This window comes from Thalassospira sp. HJ (genome assembly GCF_000948415.1).
Classification (GTDB): Bacteria; Pseudomonadota; Alphaproteobacteria; order Rhodospirillales; family Thalassospiraceae; genus Thalassospira.
In genome coordinates, this window is record NZ_JYII01000020.1 from 326,694 (window position 1) to 349,802 (window position 23,109).

At 55.9% G+C, this 23,109-nt stretch carries 20 protein-coding genes; 13 read left to right on the forward strand and 7 right to left on the reverse strand.

Annotated elements, in window-relative coordinates:
• The first annotated feature begins 145 nt into the window (after nucleotides 1-145).
• The 6 genes from UF64_RS17225 to UF64_RS17250 all read left to right on the forward strand — a co-directional run bounded on the left by UF64_RS17225 (nucleotide 146) and on the right by UF64_RS17250 (nucleotide 6,605).
• Complete coding sequence (locus tag UF64_RS17225) at nucleotides 146-325, forward strand: zinc-finger domain-containing protein (RefSeq protein WP_044829953.1); 180 nt, start codon at nucleotides 146-148, stop codon at nucleotides 323-325.
• Between the two features lie 160 nt (nucleotides 326-485).
• A complete protein-coding gene (gene trpB / locus UF64_RS17230) occupies nucleotides 486-1,703 on the forward strand; it encodes a tryptophan synthase subunit beta (RefSeq protein WP_152630723.1) in 1,218 nt (405 codons plus the stop codon).
• Complete coding sequence (trpA, locus tag UF64_RS17235; protein ID WP_044829828.1) at nucleotides 1,700-2,548, forward strand: tryptophan synthase subunit alpha; 849 nt, start codon at nucleotides 1,700-1,702, stop codon at nucleotides 2,546-2,548. The genes trpB and trpA overlap by 4 nt, the downstream gene beginning before the upstream one ends.
• Before the next feature lie 55 nt (nucleotides 2,549-2,603).
• Nucleotides 2,604-3,530, forward strand: coding sequence for an acetyl-CoA carboxylase, carboxyltransferase subunit beta (gene accD, locus UF64_RS17240; RefSeq protein ID WP_044829829.1), 927 nt, complete (start codon nucleotides 2,604-2,606; stop codon nucleotides 3,528-3,530).
• 1 nt (nucleotide 3,531) lies between these two features.
• Nucleotides 3,532-4,821 carry a folylpolyglutamate synthase/dihydrofolate synthase family protein gene (locus tag UF64_RS17245; RefSeq protein WP_044829830.1) on the forward strand — a complete coding sequence of 430 codons (1,290 nt, stop codon included), beginning with the start codon at nucleotides 3,532-3,534 and terminating at the stop codon, nucleotides 4,819-4,821.
• Nucleotides 4,822-4,952: 131 nt separating this feature from the next.
• Entirely contained in the window at nucleotides 4,953-6,605 is a 1,653-nt protein-coding gene (locus UF64_RS17250) for a methyl-accepting chemotaxis protein (protein ID WP_082049852.1), read from the forward strand.
• A gap of 174 nt (nucleotides 6,606-6,779) precedes the next feature.
• Here the strand turns inward: UF64_RS17250 and UF64_RS17255 are convergent, their stop codons facing one another.
• Nucleotides 6,780-7,541, reverse strand: a complete 762-nt coding sequence (locus UF64_RS17255; protein WP_044829831.1) for a hypothetical protein — start codon at nucleotides 7,539-7,541, stop codon at nucleotides 6,780-6,782.
• A 302-nt stretch (nucleotides 7,542-7,843) separates the two neighbouring features.
• On the opposite strand from UF64_RS17255, the gene polA reads away from it, so the two are divergent.
• Nucleotides 7,844-10,663, forward strand: a complete 2,820-nt coding sequence (polA, locus tag UF64_RS17260) for a DNA polymerase I (RefSeq protein WP_044829832.1) — start codon at nucleotides 7,844-7,846, stop codon at nucleotides 10,661-10,663.
• A 91-nt stretch (nucleotides 10,664-10,754) separates the two neighbouring features.
• On the opposite strand, the gene dapB is transcribed toward polA, so the two are convergent.
• From dapB to UF64_RS17280, 4 genes are all read right to left on the reverse strand, one after another.
• Nucleotides 10,755-11,555 (reverse strand): 4-hydroxy-tetrahydrodipicolinate reductase, encoded by an 801-nt coding sequence (dapB, locus tag UF64_RS17265; RefSeq protein ID WP_044829833.1) that lies wholly within the window; start codon nucleotides 11,553-11,555, stop codon nucleotides 10,755-10,757.
• Nucleotides 11,556-11,684: 129 nt separating this feature from the next.
• Nucleotides 11,685-12,836, reverse strand: a complete 1,152-nt coding sequence (gene dnaJ / locus UF64_RS17270; RefSeq protein ID WP_044829834.1) for a molecular chaperone DnaJ — start codon at nucleotides 12,834-12,836, stop codon at nucleotides 11,685-11,687.
• 104 nt (nucleotides 12,837-12,940) lie between these two features.
• Nucleotides 12,941-14,857: a molecular chaperone DnaK gene (gene dnaK, locus UF64_RS17275; protein ID WP_044829835.1), complete on the reverse strand. Its 1,917-nt coding sequence runs from the start codon at nucleotides 14,855-14,857 to the stop codon at nucleotides 12,941-12,943.
• 347 nt (nucleotides 14,858-15,204) lie between these two features.
• Nucleotides 15,205-15,705, reverse strand: coding sequence for a DUF2244 domain-containing protein (locus UF64_RS17280; protein ID WP_044829836.1), 501 nt, complete (start codon nucleotides 15,703-15,705; stop codon nucleotides 15,205-15,207).
• 191 nt (nucleotides 15,706-15,896) lie between these two features.
• Between UF64_RS17280 and nth the strand changes: the two genes are divergently transcribed.
• Nucleotides 15,897-16,538, forward strand: a complete 642-nt coding sequence (nth, locus tag UF64_RS17285) for an endonuclease III (protein WP_044829955.1) — start codon at nucleotides 15,897-15,899, stop codon at nucleotides 16,536-16,538.
• 42 nt (nucleotides 16,539-16,580) lie between these two features.
• On the opposite strand, the gene UF64_RS17290 is transcribed toward nth, so the two are convergent.
• Nucleotides 16,581-17,888, reverse strand: coding sequence for a penicillin-binding protein activator (locus UF64_RS17290; RefSeq protein ID WP_044829837.1), 1,308 nt, complete (start codon nucleotides 17,886-17,888; stop codon nucleotides 16,581-16,583).
• Nucleotides 17,889-17,956: 68 nt separating this feature from the next.
• On the opposite strand from UF64_RS17290, the gene rsmI reads away from it, so the two are divergent.
• Both rsmI and UF64_RS17300 read left to right on the forward strand, forming a co-directional pair.
• Nucleotides 17,957-19,015 carry a 16S rRNA (cytidine(1402)-2'-O)-methyltransferase gene (rsmI, locus tag UF64_RS17295; RefSeq protein WP_082049854.1) on the forward strand — a complete coding sequence of 353 codons (1,059 nt, stop codon included), beginning with the start codon at nucleotides 17,957-17,959 and terminating at the stop codon, nucleotides 19,013-19,015.
• A 2-nt stretch (nucleotides 19,016-19,017) separates the two neighbouring features.
• The gene (locus UF64_RS17300) at nucleotides 19,018-19,401 is read left to right on the forward strand and encodes a YraN family protein (RefSeq protein WP_044829838.1); all 384 of its coding nucleotides are present in this window, start codon (nucleotides 19,018-19,020) and stop codon (nucleotides 19,399-19,401) included.
• Between the two features lie 32 nt (nucleotides 19,402-19,433).
• On the opposite strand, the gene UF64_RS17305 is transcribed toward UF64_RS17300, so the two are convergent.
• The gene (locus tag UF64_RS17305; protein WP_044829839.1) at nucleotides 19,434-19,841 is read right to left on the reverse strand and encodes a DUF2000 family protein; all 408 of its coding nucleotides are present in this window, start codon (nucleotides 19,839-19,841) and stop codon (nucleotides 19,434-19,436) included.
• Between the two features lie 32 nt (nucleotides 19,842-19,873).
• Between UF64_RS17305 and UF64_RS17310 the strand changes: the two genes are divergently transcribed.
• The 3 genes from UF64_RS17310 (at nucleotide 19,874) to UF64_RS17320 (ending at nucleotide 22,575) form a co-directional block, all read left to right on the forward strand.
• A complete protein-coding gene (locus tag UF64_RS17310) occupies nucleotides 19,874-20,737 on the forward strand; it encodes an AraC family transcriptional regulator (RefSeq protein ID WP_044829840.1) in 864 nt (287 codons plus the stop codon).
• Nucleotides 20,738-20,883: 146 nt separating this feature from the next.
• Nucleotides 20,884-21,516, forward strand: a complete 633-nt coding sequence (locus UF64_RS17315) for a BON domain-containing protein (protein WP_235285131.1) — start codon at nucleotides 20,884-20,886, stop codon at nucleotides 21,514-21,516.
• 93 nt (nucleotides 21,517-21,609) lie between these two features.
• Nucleotides 21,610-22,575: a SirB1 family protein gene (locus UF64_RS17320; protein ID WP_044829842.1), complete on the forward strand. Its 966-nt coding sequence runs from the start codon at nucleotides 21,610-21,612 to the stop codon at nucleotides 22,573-22,575.
• Nucleotides 22,576-23,109 lie beyond the last annotated feature (534 nt).

Genomic DNA, 23,109 nt, shown 5'->3' on the forward strand with positions numbered 1-23,109 from the left:
TGGGGCGCCATGAGCACGCGGAAGTATTGATTGAATATGCCCAATCGGTATCATTCCCGGGAAACCGGGGTCAATGCTGTCCACAGTGCGTGGCCAATCCCGATGGTCATACAAGCCTGAAAATGGCAAACTTGGAACTGGATATATGAAGATCACCGAAGAAATCAAAGTCGGCACGCTAAATGTTGCCTGTGACGGCGGAAAAGGTCACCTTGGGCACCCGACCGTTTACCTCAATCTTGAGGACAAGGGTGAGGTGGTCTGCCCGTATTGCTCGAAAAAATATATCTTCGACAAATCCCAGGCCGAGCACGCAGCCCACTAATCCAATCTGCACCAATTCGGGTACAGTATGGGGTCAGACCCCGCCGGTCCTTGCGCACTGGCGTTCTGGCAAACCATATAGTGTCACCTGATTTGTACCTGCATTTGTACCTGCCTATGCTGTCGTGAGCGCCATCACGGCCAATCCACGGGGAACTTCCATGACGTCTTCTGCACCTAACAGCTTTCGCGCTCTGCCCGATCCGGACGGACATTTTGGCAATTTCGGCGGACGCTTTGTCGCCGAAACCCTGATGCCGCTGATCCTTGATCTTGAGCAGGCCTACAAGGACGCCAAGGCAGACCCCGCCTTCAAGAAGGAGATGGATTACTATCTCCGTCACTATGTTGGCCGTGAAAACCCGCTTTATTTTGCCGAACGCCTGTCCAATCACCTTGGCGGTGCAAAGATCTATTTCAAGCGCGAGGATCTCAACCATACCGGCGCGCACAAGATCAATAACTGCATCGGCCAGATCCTGTTGGCCAAGCGCATGGGCAAAACCCGTATCATCGCCGAAACCGGCGCCGGTCAGCATGGCGTTGCGACCGCGACCGTGTGTGCACGCTTTGGCCTGCCCTGCACTGTTTATATGGGCTCCAAGGATATCGAACGTCAGTCGCCCAACGTGTTTCGCATGAAGCTGCTGGGGGCTGAAGTCAAACCGGTGGTGTCGGGTTCGAACTCGCTGAAAGATGCGATGAACGAAGCCCTGCGTGACTGGGTCACCAACGTTGAAGATACCTTCTACATCATTGGTACGGCTGCTGGCCCGCACCCCTATCCGGAACTGGTGCGTGATTTCCAGTCGGTGATTGGCAACGAAGCGCGCGAACAGATCATGGAAGCAGAAGGCCGCCTGCCCGATCAGGTCGTGGCTGCTGTTGGCGGCGGATCAAACGCGATTGGCCTGTTCCATCCGTTCCTGGATGACAAGGGTGTTGAAGTTGTCGGTGTCGAGGCCGCCGGTCATGGCGTTCATACTGGCAACCATGCTGCCAGCCTGTCGGCCGGTCGCCCGGGCGTTCTGCATGGCAACCGTACTTACCTGCTGATGGATGACGACGGCCAGATCAAGGAAGCCGATTCGATTTCGGCCGGTCTTGATTATCCGGGCATCGGCCCGGAGCACAGCTGGCTCAAGGATATCGGTCGCGCCCGCTACGAGCCGATCACGGACAAGGAGGCGCTTGAAGCCTTCAAACTCTGTTCGGAACTCGAAGGCATCATTCCGGCACTGGAATGCAGCCACGCGATCGCGCAGATCATGAAAGAAGCCCCGAAAATGGGCAAGGACAAGATCATCGTCATGTGCCTGAGTGGCCGGGGTGACAAGGACATCTTTACCGTGGCCGAAGCACTGGGAGTAGAATTGTGAGCGACGCTATCATCGGCGGCCAGGACCGCATCGCCAAACGCTTTGCCAAGCTCAAGGAAGAAGGCCGTGCCGGTCTGGTGACCTTTATCACCGCAGGCGACCCGGACCCGGAAACCTCGTTCGAAATTCTCAAACAGCTCCCTGATGCCGGTGCCGATATCATCGAACTCGGCATGCCGTTCACCGATCCGATGGCCGATGGCCCCGCCATTCAGGAAGCATCGATCCGTGCGCTTGATGCCGGCATGCATATGCGCAAGACGCTGTCGATTGTGCGTGGCTTCCGCGATGAAGACCACGAAACGCCGATCATTCTGATGGGCTATTACAACCCGATCTATATCTATGGCGTTGCCGAATTCCTTGAAGATGCGCGCAATGCAGGCGTTGATGGCCTGATCGTTGTTGACCTGCCGCCTGAAGAAGATCCGGAACTGTGCATTCCGACCGTGGAAAAAGGCCTTTCGTTCATTCGCCTGACGACGCCGACCTCGGATGACAAGCGTCTTCCGAAACTTGTTCAGAATACCTCAGGCTTTGTTTACTATGTCTCGGTTGCCGGTGTGACCGGTGCCGGTTCGGCCAGCAACGAGCAGATTACTGAGGCGATGGGGCGTCTGCGCCGCCATACCGATCTTCCAATCGCGGTTGGCTTTGGCATCAAGACCGCTGAACAGGCTGCAGACGTTGCCAAGCAGGCAGATGCGGCAGTGGTCGGGTCGGCAATCGTATCAAAAATTGCCGAAAGTCTTGACGAAAACGGCAAGGCCACCGATAAGACCGCCTCTATGGTTACCGGCCTTGTGAGTGAACTTGCAAACGGGGTCCGAAACGCGCGCAAATAGCTGGCGCTGCGTTTGAAAGAACCGATATAGACAGAACCAAGGATCAGTATCCGATATGTCGTGGCTGACTGAATTCGTCCGTCCAAAGATTCAGAAACTTGTTCGCCGCACCGATGTGCCCGAAAATCTCTGGCACAAATGCAAATCCTGCGAACAGATGATCTTCCATCGCGATCTGGCAAAGAACAATCATGTTTGCCAGCATTGCGGTCATCACATGCGGATTTCCGCCAAGGACCGTCTCGAAACCCTGTTTGATGGTGGCAAGTACCAGACCATCGAACTGCCGAATGTTCCGGTCGATCCGCTGAAATTCCGCGATCAGAAAAAATATACCGACCGCCTCAAGGCGGCCCAGGCCAAGGCAACCTTCAAGGATGCGCTGGCTGTGGCCCATGGCGAGGTTGGTGGCCATGCCACCGTTATTGCCGTATTCGATTTCTCCTTCATGGGTGGATCGATGGGCATCGCGGTTGGCGAAGGCATTGTTGCCGCAGCTGAGCTCGCCTGCGTGCAGGACGCAGCCCTGATCGTCGTTCCGGCATCGGGTGGCGCACGTATGCAGGAAGGCATTCTCAGCCTGATGCAGATGGCCCGCACCACGGCCGCGATCGAAAAGGTCAAGGAAAAGGGCCTGCCCTATTTCGTGCTTCTGACCGATCCGACCACTGGCGGTGTTTCGGCATCCTTTGCCATGCTGGGCGACATCCAGATCGCAGAGCCGGGCGCACAGATCGGCTTTGCCGGGCGTCGCGTGATCGAAAGCACCATCCGCGAAAAACTGCCTGATGACTTCCAGACCGCTGAATACCTTCTGGAACATGGCATGGTGGATATGGTCGTGCCGCGTTCGGAACTGAACGCGACCTTTGGCCGCCTGATCGACATGATCCGTCGCACCAAACCGGGTGCCGCCGTGGTTCCGATCAAGGACGCCAAAGCCAAGTCGTCCAAGGCCAAAACCCCGAGTGCGGATAAGTAACTTGGCCAAAAGCGACGCAATCCTTGCTCGCCTTGGCAAGCTGCACCCGAAAGTCATCGATCTTTCGCTAGGGCGGATTACCCGGCTTCTTGAGAAGCTTGGCAATCCGCACCTTTCGCTTCCGCCCGTCATTCATATCGCCGGCACCAACGGCAAGGGATCGACCCTTGCCTATCTGCGTGCGATCTATGAGGCGGCCGGCCTTCGGGTGCATTGCTCTACCTCGCCGCATCTGGTGCGTTTCCATGAACGTATCACCCTTGCCGGTCAGATGATTTCCGAAGACGCGCTTTGTGACCTTCTTGAAGAAGTCGAGACGGTCAATGGCGGGGAATCCATTACCTTTTTCGAGATCACCCAGGCTGCTGCGTTCCTTGCGTTCTCACGCACAACGGCCGATGTGCTGTTGCTTGAAACCGGGCTTGGCGGGCGTGTTGATGCGTCCAACGTCATTGATGCCCCGGCGGCAACCGTGATCACGCCAATCTCGCTCGATCATCAGGGCTTTTTGGGCGATACAATCGCCAAGATCGCGTTTGAGAAGGCCGGGATCATGAAAGCCGGGGTTCCGTGCATCACTGCCCCGCAAAGCCTTGAGGCGTTCAACACGCTGGCCTGTCACGCCAATCGCATTTCCGCCCCGATCTTCAATGATTTCGAGGTTACCGAGGAACGTGAAGACGGCTTTGCCATTCGCATAGGCACCGATCAGATCGATCTGCCGCATCCGGCCCTGCCCGGACGCCATCAATATACCAACGCCGCCACCGCGATTGCCACGGTGCGCAAGGCGCACATTCCCGGCTGTAACGGCATGGACACCATGATCCTTGCCCGTGGCCTTGAAACCGCAAGCTGGCCTGCACGATTGCAGAAACTGACTGTCGGGCCGCTTTGCGCTGCCCTGCCGGATGGTTGCGATCTGATTTTGGATGGTGGTCACAACATCGCCGCCGCCGAAGCCATTGCCGACTGGCTATCGCGCCAGCCGGCCGGTGACACGGTTGTCATCATGGGCATGCTTGATAACCGCGATGCCGAGGCCTTCCTCAAGCCACTGGCACCCCACATCAAGGCCTTTGCTGGCGTTCCAATTCCCGGCGAACATCAGGCTCACCTGCCAGAGACCCTGCGCGATGCGGCGATTGCATCCGGGATTACCCCGGCTTTTTCCTGTGACGGGTTCGAAGCGGCGATTACCCCGATTCTGGATGCCTGCCCGCGACCCAAACGCGTGCTGATTCTCGGCTCGCTTTATCTTGCGGGTCTGGTTCTGGACAATCATTCCTGAATTATCCTACAGTTTGGATTGATACTATCCTTTAACTGTAACAACCCTCCCCATTCGGGGAGTGTAATCACTCAACTAAAACAATATATCAGTCGGTACAAATTCAAACCGACGCACAGGGAACGCCAAGAATGTCTACTCTTGCCAAATCAAGCGGGCGCACTGACGTGCCATCCGGCTCGGTCGCAGTTATTTCTGCGTCATTGCCTCTGACCTTCAAATCCAACGTTGAAAAGGCGCTTGCTGCAATTGTCAGCGACTTTTCCGGACGGTTTGGTATCAACGAAGACAGTCAGGAACTGCTTCCCTACTGGATGTCAGTTCTTGGCTATGACAGCGATTTTGCTCAAAGCCCGGCGGTCGATCGCCTTGCTGCGACTTTCTTCAAGTCAGAGGTGGACGGCAGTGATATCGCCAATGTCTATGCCGCAGCACTTGAAAAAGTCACGGCGATCCTTCTTGCCGGATCACGCTGGAAGCCTGGTCAGGCAGCAGCCATGATCAATGCATCGCAAACGGCATTTCTGCAGTCACAGGAAGTTCTCACGCATGCCCTGTGTCAGCAGCGCTTCGCCGAAATTCAAAACAGCGCCAGCAACAAGTTTGCTGACGAGATGCTTGATCAGAACGTCGATCTATCCATGTCGATCAACGAAGTGGCTGTGATTAACTCGACGCTGATGAAGGAAATGGCCGACATTGATGGTCAGGCCCAGTCCATCGCAGCCGCTGTTGAAGAAATGGCGACCGGCATTACAACCATCAGCGAGAATTCCCGCGAGATCGCCGAAAAATCGCAAAGCGCGCGCAACACAGCGCAAGGCGGGGCAGACACCATCTCCAACACGGCGGAAAACATGCGCCGAGTGGCCCATGCGGTTAATGACGCGACCAAACGCGTCGAATCGCTTGCCGAGACGTCTGAAAAGATCGGCGCGATGGTCGAAACCATTGAAAACATTGCATCGCAAACCAACCTGCTTGCGCTTAACGCCACGATCGAGGCCGCACGTGCCGGTGAAGCTGGCAAGGGGTTTGCCGTGGTTGCCGGTGAGGTGAAAAACCTTTCAAGCCAGACGGCCAAAGCCACGGTCGATATCCGCGACAATATCGTCATGCTGCGCGAAGAAATCGGCGGCATTGTCGAAGCAATGCGCACTGGCGCCGAGGCGGTTGAGGCTGGCGATGCCTCGATGAACGAAGCCGTCGGCTCGATGAACGACATTGGCGACATGGTTTCAGACGTCACGGACCGTATGGGCGACATCGCCGCCATTCTCGAACAGCAGGAACAGGTCGCAGCAGAAGTTTCAGACCGTGTGGCAAATATCGCCGCCGATACGGCCGATAACGTCAAACGTATCGAAACCAGCATCAGTGCGACGGACTCTGTCGTCACCAAGGTTGGTCAGCAAATTGGTGCCTTGGCCGAATTCGACATTCCCAAGAAGGCCATTCGCATTGCCAAGTCCGACCACGTTATCTGGAAGAAACGTCTGGCAGACATGCTTGCCGGTCGTCAGGCCCTTTATGCCGATGAATTGGCAAGCCATATGAGCTGCCGGTTGGGCAAATGGTACTACAGCCCCGAGGGCAAGGCGCTTGCCGGTTCTGCGGCATATAAGGAAATCGAAGGTCCGCACAAGATCGTGCATGAATGCGGGATCGAGGCCGTCAAACGCTATAACGACGGGGATGTCGAAGGTGCACTGGAACTTTATGGCAAGGTTGAAAGCGCCTCGCGTGAAGTCGTTCGACTGCTCGATGCCTTGGTGAAAAACTGATTGAAGAAAATATCATAAAACACTGATATATATTCGCTTTCAGAATCCGGATCATCATCTGCGATAAGGGCGGATCACAATTCCCGGCTCTTTCGCAGATGATTATCCAACAATCCTAATATTTGGCGTTATGGATCTATCGTAAGATGTTGAAATCATGGCTCAACAGCGCGATTAGACGTCAGGCAATTCGATCTTGCGGCGTGCGGCACCATTTGTCGGGCCGTCAGCGCCATCGGTGCTGCGCAGGCGTAGATTTCCTGCCTTGTGCACGCGGCGGCGATCGCCCTGAACCGGGGGTGGCAGGCTTCTTCCGCCCTTACCCGCCGCATCGTTTTTGGTCAGGCCAGGATCGCCGTTTCTCGCGGCTTCGCGCTTGACCTTGCGCCCGGTAATCCAAGTATAGCCCAGCACATAAAGCAGAAATCCACCGACACCAACGGTCAGGGTCAGGAACTGCAGAACCGGCAGGAAACTGCCAAATATCTGTCCACCGCCATAGATCATGAAGATGCAAAGGGCGGCCACCGGGGCGAGCGCCAAAAAGAAGATGCCCCGCACCCTGTGGCGGATCGGGCCATAATGCATCAGCATCGCATAGAACAGATACATCAGCGCGACAAACACCACGAGTTTGATCAGCAAAATGAAGTGATCAAAGTTGGCAAGGCGTTGATTGCGTTCGTAAATACCGAAAACCACAAACAGGCCATGGACGATCAGGCCAAAACTGCCGAAGGTCAGAATAAAGCGCAGCCATACATTGACGCTAAAAAAGCTGCGCCATCCTGAACCGTTCGCCTTGCGACGGTCTTTCTGCTTTTTGCGTTTCCGACTGGCGAGCTTCATGTCATCTGAAAGCTCACGCGCCGGACCTGCAGTTTCCACGCCGATGCCTTTTGGCAAAAATTCCGGCTTGCTTGTTTTCCGGGCCACGAACCCGATCTCCCATGTCCCTTGGGATGAAGTTACCCGCTACCATAGCAACCCCGGAGCAGGCTGATAAGCACAAAGAAGAATGATGCTAAAAAACCCGGGAAATGAGGGCCTTACCCTTCATGTTTCGAAATCGAAATGATATAGGAAACGGGTACTGATTTACCCGGCAATCGCATAGACATTTCTGTCAGGAGGCTTGGCTGTTTTTGCCCGAAATCCTCAGGCGGCACTCGACTTCATGGCCCGGATCGGGCATTCTTCGGGCCAATCATTTCAAAGCATAAAAGAGCACGAAACGCATGACAGATTCCGCCCCGTCCAGCACCGGTTCGTCCGCTGACAAATCCCCGCGTCGCGTCGTTCTGGTTGACGGTTCCGGCTTTATTTTCCGCGCTTTCCACGCCCTGCCGCCGATGACGAGCCCCGATGGCACGCCGGTGAATGCGGTTTATGGCTTCTGCACCATGTTGATGAAGCTGCGCGAAGATACCAAACCCGACCATATGGCGGTGATCTTTGACACCAAGGGCAAGTCGTTCCGAAACGATTTTTACCCGGAATACAAGGCACACCGGCCGCCGCCCCCCGAAGAACTGGTGCCGCAGTTCGGTCTGATCCGGGATGCGACGCGGGCATTTAACCTGCCCTCGATCGAACTTGAAGGCTATGAGGCCGACGATCTGATCGCGACCTATGCCCGCCAGGCCGAAGCCGAAGGTTCTGACGTGATTATCGTGTCTTCGGACAAGGACCTCATGCAGCTTGTCACCGATCGGGTGCAAATGTTTGATGCGATGAAAAATCGCACCATCGGCGCTGCCGAAGTGCTTGAGAAATTCGGGGTTAGCCCGGACAAGGTCATTGATATTCAGGCGCTTGCGGGCGATTCTGTCGATAACGTACCGGGTGTGCCCGGCATTGGCGTTAAAACCGCCGCCCAACTAATTGATGAATATGGTGATCTTGATTCTCTACTGGAGCGCGCTGGTGAAATCAAACAGCCCAAGCGCCGCGAGAAACTGATCGAGAATGCCGAACTTGCCCGCGTCTCGCGCGATCTGGTGACGCTCAAGACCGATGTACCGGTGGTCGAACCGCTTGGTGACTTCGAATTGCACGAACCTGATCCCGAAGTTCTTTTAAGCTTCATCGCAAGTCACGGCTTTAAATCATTGCTTTCTAAAGTAAAGTCGAAATTCGGCGGCGATGTTGAATTTGAAAGCCCGACGGCAGCCGGCATTGGCATCAATGATATCAAGGTCGAAAAGGCCGAATATGAACTGGTGCAGGATGAAGAGCGTCTAAAGCACTGGATTTCCGAAGCTGAATATCTTGGCACCGTCGCGGTCGATACCGAAACCACATCGCTTGATGCCCACACGGCCAAACTGGTCGGTGTTTCGCTGTCGACCGAGCCCGGCAATGGCTGCTACATCCCGCTGGGTCATGTCAGTGGCGAGGCACAGGGCGGCTTTGACTTTGGCGATAATCCCGCAGAAAGCAAGGACGCGCCCAAGCAGATCAAGCTTGAACGCGCGATTGAGCTCCTCAAACCGCTGCTTGAAGATCCGGGCGTGCTCAAGGTCGGTCAGAACCTGAAATACGATATGATCGTTCTGGCCCGTCACGGTATTAAGGTTGCGCCGATGGACGACACCATGGTGCTGTCCTATGTGCTTGATGGCACCAGCCACGGGCACGGCATGGATGAACTGGCCGAGCTGCACCTTGATTACAAGCCGATTTCCTTCAAGGACGTCTGCGGCAGTGGCAAGACCCAGATCACCTTTGATCAGGTCCCGCTCGACAAGGCGCTGGATTACGCAGCCGAGGATGCCGATATCACGCTGCGCCTGCATCGGTTGCTCAAGCCCCGCATCGCCCAGGAACATATGGCCAGCGTCTATGAGACGCTTGATCGCCCGCTGGTTCCGGTTTTGGCCGAAATGGAAGGCCTTGGCGTCAAGGTCGATGCCGAGATCCTTAAAACCCTGTCTGATGATTTCGCCAAACGCATGGCCGCCCTTGAAGAAACCATTCACGAAATGGCGGGCGAGCCGTTCAATCTTGGCAGTCCCAAGCAGCTGGGCGAAATCCTGTTTGATAAAATGAGCCTGCCCGGCGGCAAAAAAACCAAAACCGGCGCCTGGCAGACCGGCGCGGATGTGCTTGAAGCGCTGGCGGCCAAAGGTCATGACCTTTCCGCAAAGCTTCTGGAATGGCGCCAGCTTTCCAAGCTGAAAAGCACCTACACCGATGCGCTGGCCCATCACATCAACCCCAATACCGGGCGTGTGCACACCAGTTATGGTCAGACCAACGTCAATACCGGGCGGTTGTCATCCAATGACCCGAACCTGCAAAACATCCCGATCCGAAGCGAGGAAGGCCGCAAGATCCGTACCGCCTTTGTCGCCGAACCGGGTTACAAGCTGATTTCTGCCGACTATTCGCAGATCGAACTGCGCCTTCTGGCCCACGTCGCCGAAATCGAAGCCCTTCGCGATGCCTTTAAAAACGGCGAGGATATCCACGCCGCGACCGCATCAAAGGTCTTTGGCGTCCCGATCGAGGGCATGGACCCGATGGTCCGCCGCAAAGCCAAGGCGATCAATTTCGGCATCATTTACGGCATCTCGGCCTTTGGTCTGGCCAACCAGCTTGGCATTGCCCAGAAGGAAGCCAAGGAATTCATCGAAGCCTATTTCGAGATTTATCCCGGCATCCGCGACTACATGGACGAGGCCAAGGAATTCGCCAAAAAGCACGGCTTTGTCCGTACCCTGTTTGGTCGCCATATCCATATCAGCGGCATCAATGACAAGAACGGCATGCGCCGAAGCTTTGGCGAGCGTGCTGCCATCAACGCCCCCATTCAGGGCGGTGCAGCCGACATCATCAAACGCGCGATGATCGCCGTTCCCGGTGCCTTGCTGGATGCCGGGCTTAAAACCCGCATGCTGCTTCAGGTCCACGATGAATTGATCTTTGAAGCCCCGGAAGACGAAACCGAAAAGGCGATCAAGACCATCCGCGAGGTCATGGAAAACGCGGCCCACCTGTCGGTACCGCTGATTGCCGATGCCGGCATTGGTGATAGCTGGGCGGATGCGCACTAGTCCGGGCACCTAAAACCACAAAAAAAGACCCCGCTGCAGATCCTTGCAGCGGGGTCTTTTCATATCCATTCAGCTTAAGCGTGCTAAGCGATTAGAGTCCCAGCACTTCACGCATGGAATAAAGCCCCGGCGCCTTGCCTTCGGCCCATTTGGCGGCACGAACCGCACCCTTGGCGAAGACTTCGCGTGACGATGCCTTGTGGGTGATCTCGATCCGCTCGCCCTCGCAGGCAAAGACAACCGTGTGATCGCCAACCACATCGCCACCGCGCAACGTGGCAAAGCCGATGGTGCCGTCTTCGCGTGCGCCGGTATGGCCATCACGCGATCGGACGGAGACCTCATCAAGATTGACACCACGACCCTTGGCAGCGGCTTCACCAAGGCCAAGCGCAGTACCCGACGGCGCATCGACCTTGTGTTTGTGGTGCATTTCAACGATTTCGATGTCGGCCACATCCTTATCAAGGATACTTGCCACCTTCTCGACCAGCGCAAAGGCAAGGTTCACACCGACACTCATATTCGGGGCAAAAATGATCGGGGCCTTTTGGGCGGCGACTTCCAGCTCGTCCTTCTGATCATTGGAAAGCCCGGTGGTGCCAATCACAAGGATGGTGCCGGTTTCTGCGGCCAGTTTGGCGTGTTTCATGGTCGCTGCCGGGGCGGTGAAATCAATCACCGCTTCAACCGCTTCAAATAGCGCCCTGGGATCATCGCCAACGACAACGCCGCTTTCTTCAAGACCGGCGATCAGGGTGACGTCCTTGCCGATGAACGGGCTTCCGGGCAGGTCAGTGCCGCCACCAACTTCGCAGCCCTTGGTCTTGGCGGTTTCATTCACCAGCATCCGCCCCATACGGCCAGCACATCCAACAATCCCGATCTTCATTTCCGGTCTCCTCCGGGCAAGCAAATTCATACGTGCAATTGCTTTAACACAAGGCCCGGGCGGCGCAAAACAAAACCCCCGACAAAGCTGCCGGGGGTTTGTGATATCGATCTTTGAAGGATGCGCCGATCAGTCGGTCAGGTCTTTCCAGATTTCTTTCATCTTGGAAAAGAACCCTTCGCTTTCCGGGTGCGAGCCTTCTTCGCGCGAAATCTCGTCGAATTCCTCAAGCAGTTCTTTCTGACGGTCTGTCAGATTGACCGGGGTTTCGACGCTGACTTCGACAAACATGTCCCCGCGGGCCTGGCTGCGCAGGATGGTCATGCCCTTGCCGCGCAGGCGAAGCTGCTGACCGGACTGGGTGCCAGCCGGGATGTTGATCCGCGTGCGCGTGCCTTCGATCGTCGGGACTTCGATGGTGCCACCAAGGGCAGCCTTGCTCATCGGGATCGGGATCCGGCAATAAAGGTTGGCACTTTCACGCTGGAAGAAGCGGTGATGCTGAATATCAAGGAAGATATACAGATCGCCCGGAGGTGCGCCATTGGTGCCCGCCTCGCCCTCGCCCGCCAGGCGAATGCGCGTGGCGTCTTCGACACCGGCCGGAATGGTGACCTGAAGGGTCTTTTCTTTCTCGACGCGGCCGACCCCGTGACAAGCCTTGCACGGGTTTTTGACCATCTTGCCCTTGCCATGGCAGCTCGGGCAGGTGCGTTCAATGGTAAAGAAGCCCTGCTGTGCGCGGACCTTGCCATGACCGTTACAGGTCGGGCAGGTAACCGGCTGGGAGCCGGGTTCTGCGCCGGTTCCGTCACATTCGTCGCACTGGACCGATCCGGGAATGGTGATCTCGGCCTTCTTGCCTTCGAACGCTTCTTCAAGCGTGATCGCCATGTTGTAGCGCAGATCCGCCCCACGGGACGATCCACCGCCACCACCTCGGCGTCCGCCGCCCATGGCGCCAAAGATCTCGTCAAAGACATCGGCAAAGCCGCCGCCGCCAAATCCACCGCCGAAGCCGCCACCAAAGCCGCCTCCGCCACCGGGGCCGCCCTGTTCAAAGGCAGCGTGGCCAAAGCGGTCATAGGCCGCACGTTTTTCCTGATCCTTCAGGACTTCGTAGGCTTCGTTGACCTGTTTGAATTTGACTTCAGCTTCGGTATCGCCCGGGTTTTTATCCGGGTGATATTTCATCGCTTGCTTGCGATAGGCGCTTTTAAGCTCGGCTGCGCTGGCATCTTTGCTGACACCCAGCAGCTCGTAATAATCTTCTTTCGCCATCTGTAACTCCGAAATACGGTCGGGCCGTTCCAGCAAATCCTTGCGTCCGGAACGGCCCGATTTTTCTTTACAGGGCGTCGTTCAAGACGACCTCTGCGGTCGCCTTACTTGTCTTTTTTGTTGTCATCGACTTCTTCGAAGTCGGCGTCAACAACACCGTCGTCGGCCTGTGCAGAGGCATCGGCTTCTGCCGCTTCACCGTCGCCAGCTTCTTCCTGCTGAGCCTGATACATGGCTTCGCCAAGTTTCATCGAGGCCTGCTGCAGTTCGTTCAGCTTGGTGGTGATGGCTTCAGCATCTTCACCGTCCTTGGCTTCTTTCAAAGCCGACAGGGCGTTTTCGATTTCCGACTTGGTCGCGTCGTCAACCTTGTCACCATGCTCCGAAAGGTTCTTTTCGGTGGCGTGGATGATGGCTTCTGCCTGGTTGCGGGCTTCCACAAGGGCTTTACGCTTCTTGTCGGCTTCGGCGTTGCTTTCCGCGTCCTTGACCATGTTTTCGATCTCGTCGTCGGAAAGACCACCAGATGCCTGAATGCGGATCTGCTGTTCCTTGTTGGTCGCCTTGTCCTTGGCAGACACGTTGACGATACCGTTGGCATCAATGTCAAAGGTCACTTCAATCTGCGGAACACCGCGCGGTGCCGGCGGGATACCAACCAGATCAAACTGGCCAAGCATCTTGTTGTCAGCCGCCATTTCACGCTCACCCTGGAAGACGCGGATGGTCACGGCCGTCTGATTGTCTTCAGCGGTCGAGAAGGTCTGCGACTTGCGGGTCGGGATCGTGGTGTTACGGTCGATCAGGCGGGTAAAGACACCACCGAGCGTCTCGATACCAAGCGACAGCGGGGTCACATCAAGCAGAAGAACGTCTTTGACGTCACCCTGCAGGACACCACCCTGAATCGCAGCACCAAGAGCAACAACCTCATCCGGGTTCACACCTTTGTGCGGATCACGGCCAAAGAACTCTTTAACGCGTTCCTGAACCTTCGGCATACGGGTCATACCACCGACCAGAATGACGTCGTCGATTTCACCAGCGGTGATACCGGCGTCTTTCAGGGCAGCTTTGCACGGGGTCATGGTGCGTTCGATCAGATCGCCCACCAGACCTTCAAGCTTCGCACGCGACAGCTTGATGTTGAGGTGTTTCGGGCCGGATGCGTCTGCGGTGATGAACGGCAGGTTGACATCGGTCTGCATCGACGAGGACAGCTCGATCTTGGCTTTCTCGGCAGCTTCTTTCAGACGCTGCAGGGCCAGACGGTCCTTGCGCAGATCGATCTGCTGTTCCTTTTTGAACTCGTCAGCAAGGTAGTCGATGATCTGTTTGTCGAAGTCTTCACCACCAAGGAAGGTATCACCGTTGGTCGATTTAACTTCGAAAACGCCATCGCCGATTTCCAGAACCGACACGTCAAAGGTACCACCACCAAGGTCATAAACGACCACGGTGCCACCGTCTTTCTTATCAAGGCCATAGGCAAGGGCCGCTGCGGTCGGCTCGTTGATGATACGTTTGACTTCAAGACCCGCAATCTTGCCGGCGTCTTTGGTCGCCTGGCGCTGGGAATCGTTGAAGTATGCCGGAACGGTAATCACGGCTTCGGTTACCGGCTCGCCAAGATGGCCTTCGGCGGTTTCCTTCATTTTCTGAAGCACCATGGCTGCGATCTGGCTCGGCGCCATTTTCTCGCCATTGACTTCAACCCATGCGTCGCCGTTCTCGCCCGAAACGATCTTGTACGGAACGAGGTCTTTGTCTTTTTCGACTTCCGGGTCGCCGTAACGACGGCCGATCAGACGCTTGATGGCAAACAGGGTGTTTTCCGGGTTGGTGACAGCCTGGCGTTTCGCCGGCTGACCGACAAGGCGCTCACCATCATCGGTGAAAGCGACCATTGACGGGGTGGTACGAGCACCTTCGCTGTTTTCAATCACACGGCCTTCTTTGCCGTCCATGACTGCTACGCACGAGTTGGTGGTGCCAAGGTCGATACCAATAATCTTACCCATAGTAAGTTCCTCTTTTAGCGGCCGGTCCGTCCCGCAGCCTCCGAAATGAAGCGCCGCGCAGGACCTCCTGGGACCAATGGTTGTAATACACGTAATTTTTCTGGGGGCTCTTCGTTACCCCGCGAACCTATATATGAAAGTCGCCACAAAGTCGCAAGCGGTCAAAGTGGGGAATCTTGGCTGTTTTTTCCCTTCAAACCGCAAATTTGGCCCGATCAACCCCATCTGGGGCCGGTCAAACCGGCAAAATCACTAAAAATCGCCGTTTTTTCAGACGCAAAACCCGACTTCAGCCAAGGTTTCAAATTGTCTCATAACCGGGTTGCAAAACAGTCAGATCACGGCACTCAGATGGGAATATCGGCAGGATTGCAGCGGGTTTGGCGCAAGACAGCCTCAAGCTTGATCGCAAGGTTTTCCTTTTCATCGGCACCGAGAAAACGCGCAATTTCGAGACTTTTGCCGTGTGTGCGCAGGAAAAGGGTCGCTTGTTCATCCTCGCCCCGTTCAAGAACCACGCGCAGCCAATAGGGCTGGAAATCAAATTCCTGACGCTCGCCGCGCACCGAAATCCGTGTCACCCGAAGATTGCCCGGCGCCAGTTCAATGCGTTCTTCCTGGCGGGCTGAGCGGAAGCTGAAATAAAACGCCAACGACAGCAAGATCACATCAAGCCCCAGAAACCCGATCACAGGCCAGGCCCCCACCGACCAGAAGATAAACCCGATGGTCGTAGTGAGGGCTGTCAGAAACAGCACAATATTCCGCGCAGCCCGACGCGACAGCGATCGCGGCGGAAACAGATCCACCCGAAAGATCGGTTTTGCTGAACGCGGCACGTTTGGCATTTGAATTACCTGTTGCTGGATATCGAATTGTGCGCCGGGGTACAGCCCAGCTGCAATCAAAATTCGATTTTTCGACCCTCACAGTTTATATAGTTTGCGAAGAAGAGATCGGATCAGGGGATAAGCATCAACAACACGCCCCACCGCAAATATCGATACACAAAAAGAGATTGCAGTCCATGGCCCGCCCGATGAACAAAGCCGCCATCGAAGAGTTTTTCCAGCGTCTGTCCGATGCCGATCCGGAACCGAAGGGGGAGCTGGATTACACCAATCCCTATACCCTTCTGGTGGCGGTCGCGCTGTCGGCACAAGCGACCGATGTCGGGGTGAACAAGGCGACCAAGAAGCTGTTTCAGATCGTTGAAACCCCGCAGGACATGCTTGATCTTGGTGAAGAGGCGCTGATCGAGCACATCAAGACCATCGGGCTTTATCGCGGCAAGGCCAAGAATGTCATGGCAGCCGCCAAAATCCTTGTCGAGAAACATGGCGGCATCGTTCCCAACGATCAGGAAGCACTGGAAGAGCTACCCGGTGTCGGGCGCAAGACCGCCAATGTCGTGCGCAACATCGCCTGGGGTGAACACACCATGGCGGTTGACACCCACATTTTCCGGCTGGGCAACCGGACCGGTATGGCCAATGGCAAGACGGTTCTGGCCGTTGAGAAGGCACTGCTGAAAAAGGTCCCGTCGCGTTTCATGACCCATGCCCATCACTGGCTGATCCTGCATGGGCGCTATATCTGCAAGGCGCGCAAGCCCCGTTGTGGTGACTGCATCGTCAATGATCTGTGCAATTACAAAGACAAAACGCCTGCCGAGGCATAACCCGACAGGCGTTTTGAATTTAAGCGTTTCGCGCGTTCCTGATCAGAAAACCAGATCAAAGCTTGCTGGGGCCGGTGCCACCACCTGCGCCCCTTCCGGCTGGATTTGCATGATGGCGTAACCGCGTTCGGACTGGCCATCCGGCGTCAGGCGGAAAATACCATCCACACCGACAAACCCGCCCGGATTGGTCAGGGTCTGCTGGCTCATATTGTTTTCATCGCGCGCCATGAGTGCTGCCAAAGCGGTGCTGTCATAGGCAAGGCTTGAGATACGTGGCGGCTGACTGCCAAAGGTGCGCTCAAAGCGTGCGGCAAACAGTTCCCAGTTTTCCGGGTTGGGTGCGGCAAAGATCCCGCCCTTGAGTGCTGGTTCGGCAAACAGGCCCGGATCGTTCCAGCCGAACGTTCCGATAAACTGCACGACCGAAGGATCAATATCGTAATAGGCCAGAAGCGAGGAGACCTGACGCAACTCACCCCCGGTAGCTGGCAAGATCAAGGCATCAAAATCAAGCTCGCCGAAGGTATCGACACCTTCAAGACGGCGCAGCGCCCGTTTCGAGCCCGCACTGCCATCAGCTTCAAGCTGGGCCTTGTGGGCGCGCAGGTTCGCACGCCGTGCATCGTAATTGGCAAAGTCGCGAATGGTTTGCTGCAATTCGTCCGAGCCCGGCTGATAGAACGCCACCCGGCCAAGGCTGCCGCCGACCCGCGAAACAACGTTGTTCAGACCACTTGCGATCTGACGGCCGTAATCATTTTGCGGCAGAAGGGCCGCGAAGCGGTAACGCCCCTGTGTCGTGGCATAGCCCGCCGCACGCGCAATCTGGTCTTCGGGGATCAGGCCATTGACCCAAACACCACTTTCCGCCACCCGACGGTTATTGGAAAAGGCCACCACCGGCACATTGGCCAATTTGGCCACTTCGCTGGCACCACTAACCGATTCGGCAAAGAGCGGACCCAGGATCATCTTGGCACCCGCATCAACCGCTTCGCGCGCGGCATTTTGCCCGCCCTGATAGGTCCCGGCGGTATCAATCGGCATCAGGATGAAGTCGTCGCCTGCAATATCAAACATCGCCAGTTCTGCGGCATGGCGCATCGCCCGGCCAAGCTCGCCATGCTGGCCCGAAAGCGGCAGCAAAAGCGCTACCCGCTTTTCAAAGACAGCCGCGTCATCATTATAAAGCATCGGAAGCTCCGCCCCCTCACCTTCGGGCAGGGCGGCTTCGCTTGGCCACGGATTGGCATCGGGGATCAGGCCCTGATCCGGGGCACTGTTCGGATCAACCGTGTTCTGACCGGGTTGATTTGCACTTTCAACCGGGGCCCCATCACGTTGCATGCCGAAAAGGTCCGTGATACTCGTGGTCGCATTACATGCGCTCAGCCCGAGAGAGAGGACAACCACAGATGCCGTCCGGCGCGCGATCCGGCCCCAAGCCGGAAATAGATCCGAAAACCGATCCTGATCTGACAACGCCTGACTTGGCAGCGCCTCTTTCTGCATCCGGTTCTTTGACGGATGACGTTTCGGACAACCCACTCTCACCTCCAGATAAGTCGTTTCGTCCGCAGGGTAATGCGGGCGAGGATGCAAGTAAACATGATGAAAGCCATTTGCCGCTTTCAGCTGGTCTTTATCTTGTCGCTACTCCAATCGGAAATTTGGGCGATATTACGTTCAGAGCGCTCGAAATTCTCAAACGCGCCGATGTGATCCTGTGCGAAGACACCAGAACATCGGGCAAATTGCTGTCGCGTTATGGCGTAAAAACCAAGCGAATCGCCTATCACGAACATAATGCCGCACGCATGCGCCCCGAAATCATGGATCGCCTTGGCAAAGGTCAGGGACTGGCACTGATTTCCGATGCTGGCACCCCCTTGATCAATGATCCGGGCTATAAACTGGTGCGTGATTGCAAGGAAGAAGGCTTTCACGTTACCGCAGCCCCGGGTGCGGCATCGCCGATTGTGGCCCTGATTCTGTCAGGATTGCCGAGCGATCATTTCTTTTATGCCGGGTTCCTGCCGCCCAAATCCATGGCGCGCAAGAAGGAACTGGCGCGATTTGCCCCGATCCCGGGCAGCCTGATCTTTCTTGAAAGTCCCAAACGCCTGGCCGCAAGCCTTGCCGATATGGCCGAAATGCTGGGCGGCACGCGCGAAGCCGCGGTGACCCGCGAACTGACCAAAATGTTCGAAGAAGTGCGCAATGGCACATTGGCTGATCTTGCCGCGCATTATGATGAGGCTGGCGCGCCAAAGGGTGAAATCGTGGTGATTGTCGGCCCGGCCGATGCCAGTGACAACGAACCCAGTGCCGAGGATATTGACGCGCGCTTAAGCGAGCTGATCAAAACCCACCGCACCAAGGAGGCCGCCGATATCCTGGCAAAGGAAACCGGCCTTAAGAAGCGGGATCTTTATAATCGCGCGCTTGAACTCGCCAAATCGGACCCGGATTGACCATGGCCCGCTCCCGCCCCTTGCCCGATGACACATCAAGCCGCAAGCGGGCGGAAAAGGCCGGGCGCAGGGCTGAAACACTCTGTGCATTTTGGTTACGTCTAAAAGGCTATCGCATTCTTGCGACCCGCTATAAAAGCCCGGTCGGTGAAATCGACATCATCGCCAAGCGGGGAAATATCCTGATCGCGGTCGAGGTCAAAAATCGCACAGATCGCGCAACCGCCCTGCATGCCATCACCCCCAAGCAACAAAACCGCATCGCCCGCGCGCTCGAAGCATACGCGGGCAATATCGGCCATGCGGGTGATCTTCGCCTTGATCTGATGATTGTTGGCCGTTGGGGGCGGTTGGAGCATCTTAGCAATGCCTGGCAGGTTTCGTAAAAATGGCCGAAACCCGCCGAACGGCATGAGCATCAGGGATGCATCTTCGCACCCTTGGTGATTTTATCGACACTGCGCTTATCAGCGTGAATGCCAAGACCGACAAATCGGGCGTTTTCCGGATCGGCCTTGGCAAACACATCGCGATTGGCCTCGTCATGGCCGGTTGAGAACATCTCCTCGATATAGGCCGAGACCCGCACACCACGGTTCAGGGCGCGCTGGTGGATTTTTGCAATCGTGTAGCCGTCTGCTGCCAAAACGATGGCCGGTTGGCGCGATAGCGGGTTATATACATTCTGGTTGGCGTCAATATAAGGCGCACCGATAATGTCGGGCGTCTGGGCGACAATGCCGCTCATCAGAAACGCCGTGACATTCAGGGATTGCCAAGTTTCAAGATCATTGCGCAAAATCAGGGCGACTTTGGTATCAAACATTTCCTTCCTCCAATCGGTCAGATGATCCGGTAATGAAAGAAGCAATAGACCAGCCAGATGATCACGGTATTGAACGTTTGTGCAAAAAGCGCGAACGGTTCGTTGCCGCCCCGACCGCACCGGGGATCGAGCGGATCGAAGCCCTGTTTTACGGCAACATGTTCACCCCGCATCGCCACGACACCTATGCGCTGGGCATCACGATGCAAGGCGTTCAGACCTTTAATTACCGCGGCGAATTTCGCGCCAGCAACCCGGGCAATGTGATCATCCTTCATCCTGACGAGCTGCATGACGGCGGGGCTGGAACCGATGATGGCTTGCAATATCGCATGCTTTATCTTGAACCGGCCTTGTTGCGGTCAGGCCTTGATCACGAAGCTGATCCCCTGCCCTTCGTCGGCGAACCGGTCATTCAGGACCCGGTTCTGTGGTCGATCATGGCCTCTGCCCTGGGCGAGCTTGAACGCGATATGGATCCGCTGTTGCGTGATCAGTTTATCGGCGACATTGCACAGCGCCTGTCACTGCATGCCAAGGCACCATTGAAACGCCCGCGCTTTACCGCCAGCCAAAGTATGGATCAGGTCCGCGCGTTCCTTGAAGATAACTTTGACCGCCCGGTGCAATCTGACGAGCTTGAACAGGTTGCCGATATGGATCGTTTTCGCCTGATCCGGCATTTCCGCGCACGGTTCGGCACGACACCCTATCGCTATTTAATGATGCGCCGTTTGCAAAAGGCACGCGCGCTGATGGCACTTCACCAGCCGCTTGCCGGGATCGCGGCCGAAACCGGCTTTGCCGATCAAAGCCATTTCAACCGGCATTTCCGCCAGACCTATGGCGTATCGCCGGGGCGCTGGATTGAATTGTTTGCTGGCAAAACCCACTGATCACCGGTCCTTAACGGCCAGCCCGGTCATGAATCTCCAGAAAAATGCATTTTTGCTGATAAAGCGGTGCAGATTTTAAAACTCTTTAACCCCCACGCGCGAATATTAAGTCCAGAGACTGGGGGAACTGGACGAGACATCCGTAAATGTCATCAAAAAGAATGGTCAATCGACCACTTGGCTTTGCCAGGGCACTTCTGCTGACGGGTACGTGCATTTTGCCGCTTGCGGGATGCACACCGGCATCCGTTGTACTCGGAGCTGGCGCGACCGCCGGGGTTGCGGCCTTTCAGGAACGCGGGTTTGACGGCGCGGTCAGCGATACGGCCATCACCGCCCAGATCTGGCAGAAGTTTCTGGCACAGGACGAAAAACTGTTTCTCGATATCGAGATTGAAGTGGTCGAAGGCGAAGTTCTTTTGGCCGGACAAGTGCCCACCGTTACCGATCAGCTTGAAGCCGTGCGGCTTAGCTGGCAGGTTGACGGGGTTAAAAGTGTTCATAACGAGATCGAGATCGGTGACAGCATGACGTTCGTCGACAGTGCGAGCGATCTGTTGATCACCACAAAGATCAAAACCGCCTTGATGTTTGATGGCGACGTATTCGCGATCAATTACAGCGTTGAAACCGTCAATGGCACCGTCCACCTGATGGGCATTGCCCAGGACGACCTTGAACGCAGCCGCGTGATTTCACATGCCCGCGACACCAGTTATGTCAAACGGGTTGTCAGTCACATCCGCCTGAAAGACGACGCCATCCGACAAGGAACCTGAGCTATCAGTACCGTAAGCCACATAACAGCACCGAGCGATCCCGATCGCCAATGGCTTGTCGATTATGGCAAGGGTAAAAAACCTGACGCCAGCGTGGCCGAGGCCGCCTTGCATTTTGCGCGTCTCAATCAGTCAAACGGCACGCATAAACGCGACATCGCACCGTTTTTGGCCATCCTTGATGATCTTGCCGATCAGGTTCGGGCTGAACTGGCCGGGCTGACCTTGCAGCCCGATCTTGCCACCGATGGCACGGATCAGCGCACCTTGCCTGTTGATGACAAGGAAGCTGAACCCACCATTGATCAGGTTGTCCGCGCCTTACAGACCGTGATTGCTGAGCGCAACGGTTTTCAGGGGGATGCGGAAAACTATGACGACATGGCCAATGCCGATCTGATGGAAGTGATCGAGCGCAAGCGGGGTCTGCCCGTCGCACTGGGCATGCTTTATATCCATGCGGCTCGACGTTGCGGCATTGCAGTGACCGGTATTGATTTCCCCGGTCATTTCCTGCTGCGCGTGCAGGCCAACGGCAAGCGCAAGATGATCGACCCGTTCCATGGTGCAATCAGCCTGGGACCGGCCGAATTACGTGAATTGCTGAAGTCCTTTAGCGGCCTTGATGCCGAACTGGCACCACAGCATTACCGCCCGTCGTCGGATATCGATATTTTGTTACGACTTCAAAACAACATAAAAGTACGGGCGCTTAGGGCCGGTGAATTGCAGCTTGCAACCCGCGTGGTCGAGCACAGTTTGTTGATCGCGCCAGAGCATGAAGGCCTTTGGCATCAGCTTGGTGCGCTATATGCCCGCCTTGATCAGGACCATATGGCGCTTGGCGCGTTTGAGCAGTTCGTCAAACGCTGCGAAGACCCCCTTCACCGCGCACGGATCGAAGCCGTGATTGAAGAATTGCGCGATCGGCTGAGCCAGGATGCCGTCCACACGGACAGCAAAGGCAAAACCGACGCTGGCACGGCGGACCACATCGATGAGGAGAGCACAGGATCAGAGAAAAGCAACGATCCGATCCCGCTTTTCCCCGATAAGTAGTCCCCGGATTTCGCTGAATCTCCCCCGATCTATCCTGAAATAGCCCGGTTTGGCTGCGTGCCCTTCATGCCGCCCCACTTGGACTCTTGCATACCGAAATGGCCGATTTTGATATATAAAGATAAACAATATTGTTTAATTATCTTTATATAGCATAACTTTGTTTGCCTATTTCAAGACAAACTGGTTTGTTCGGACTTTCACACCCCTGCAAAATTGGCAAATTGACGTTTCAAAATCATGTAAATTTGCTTGTTGTGGCATTTTTGGCCGATTTTCAGGCCACAAACACCGCGCTACCTGCGAAAAGACTAAATAAAGCGCGAACCGTTGATTTCCGGGGGTTTGCGGCTGCGCCCTTTTGCCCGAGCGAGTTCAAAAGCGATTTTCTCCACCCTTGGTTTTGATTTCGGATCGCCATCAGATCGAATTTTGCCGATCATTGCCCGAAAAAACATCTTTTGTAGTTTTTCTGATGGTTAAGGCGGGGTTAAACGACCGGGGACGAAACAGTTGCAAGACTTGCACCGCAAA

Coding starts and splice junctions, on each gene's coding strand:
- UF64_RS17225 (WP_044829953.1), top strand. CDS start 146: ATGAAGATCACCGAAGAAATCAAAGTCGGCACGCTAAATGTTGCCTGT.
- trpB (WP_152630723.1), top strand. CDS start 486: ATGACGTCTTCTGCACCTAACAGCTTTCGCGCTCTGCCCGATCCGGAC.
- accD (WP_044829829.1), top strand. CDS start 2,604: ATGTCGTGGCTGACTGAATTCGTCCGTCCAAAGATTCAGAAACTTGTT.
- UF64_RS17250 (WP_082049852.1), top strand. CDS start 4,953: ATGTCTACTCTTGCCAAATCAAGCGGGCGCACTGACGTGCCATCCGGC.
- polA (WP_044829832.1), top strand. CDS start 7,844: ATGACAGATTCCGCCCCGTCCAGCACCGGTTCGTCCGCTGACAAATCC.
- dapB (WP_044829833.1), bottom strand. CDS start 11,555: ATGAAGATCGGGATTGTTGGATGTGCTGGCCGTATGGGGCGGATGCTG.
- dnaJ (WP_044829834.1), bottom strand. CDS start 12,836: ATGGCGAAAGAAGATTATTACGAGCTGCTGGGTGTCAGCAAAGATGCC.
- dnaK (WP_044829835.1), bottom strand. CDS start 14,857: ATGGGTAAGATTATTGGTATCGACCTTGGCACCACCAACTCGTGCGTA.
- UF64_RS17280 (WP_044829836.1), bottom strand. CDS start 15,705: ATGCCAAACGTGCCGCGTTCAGCAAAACCGATCTTTCGGGTGGATCTG.
- nth (WP_044829955.1), top strand. CDS start 15,897: ATGAACAAAGCCGCCATCGAAGAGTTTTTCCAGCGTCTGTCCGATGCC.
- UF64_RS17290 (WP_044829837.1), bottom strand. CDS start 17,888: ATGCAACGTGATGGGGCCCCGGTTGAAAGTGCAAATCAACCCGGTCAG.
- rsmI (WP_082049854.1), top strand. CDS start 17,957: ATGCCGTCCGGCGCGCGATCCGGCCCCAAGCCGGAAATAGATCCGAAA.
- UF64_RS17300 (WP_044829838.1), top strand. CDS start 19,018: ATGGCCCGCTCCCGCCCCTTGCCCGATGACACATCAAGCCGCAAGCGG.
- UF64_RS17305 (WP_044829839.1), bottom strand. CDS start 19,841: ATGTTTGATACCAAAGTCGCCCTGATTTTGCGCAATGATCTTGAAACT.
- UF64_RS17310 (WP_044829840.1), top strand. CDS start 19,874: ATGAAAGAAGCAATAGACCAGCCAGATGATCACGGTATTGAACGTTTG.
- UF64_RS17315 (WP_235285131.1), top strand. CDS start 20,884: ATGTCATCAAAAAGAATGGTCAATCGACCACTTGGCTTTGCCAGGGCA.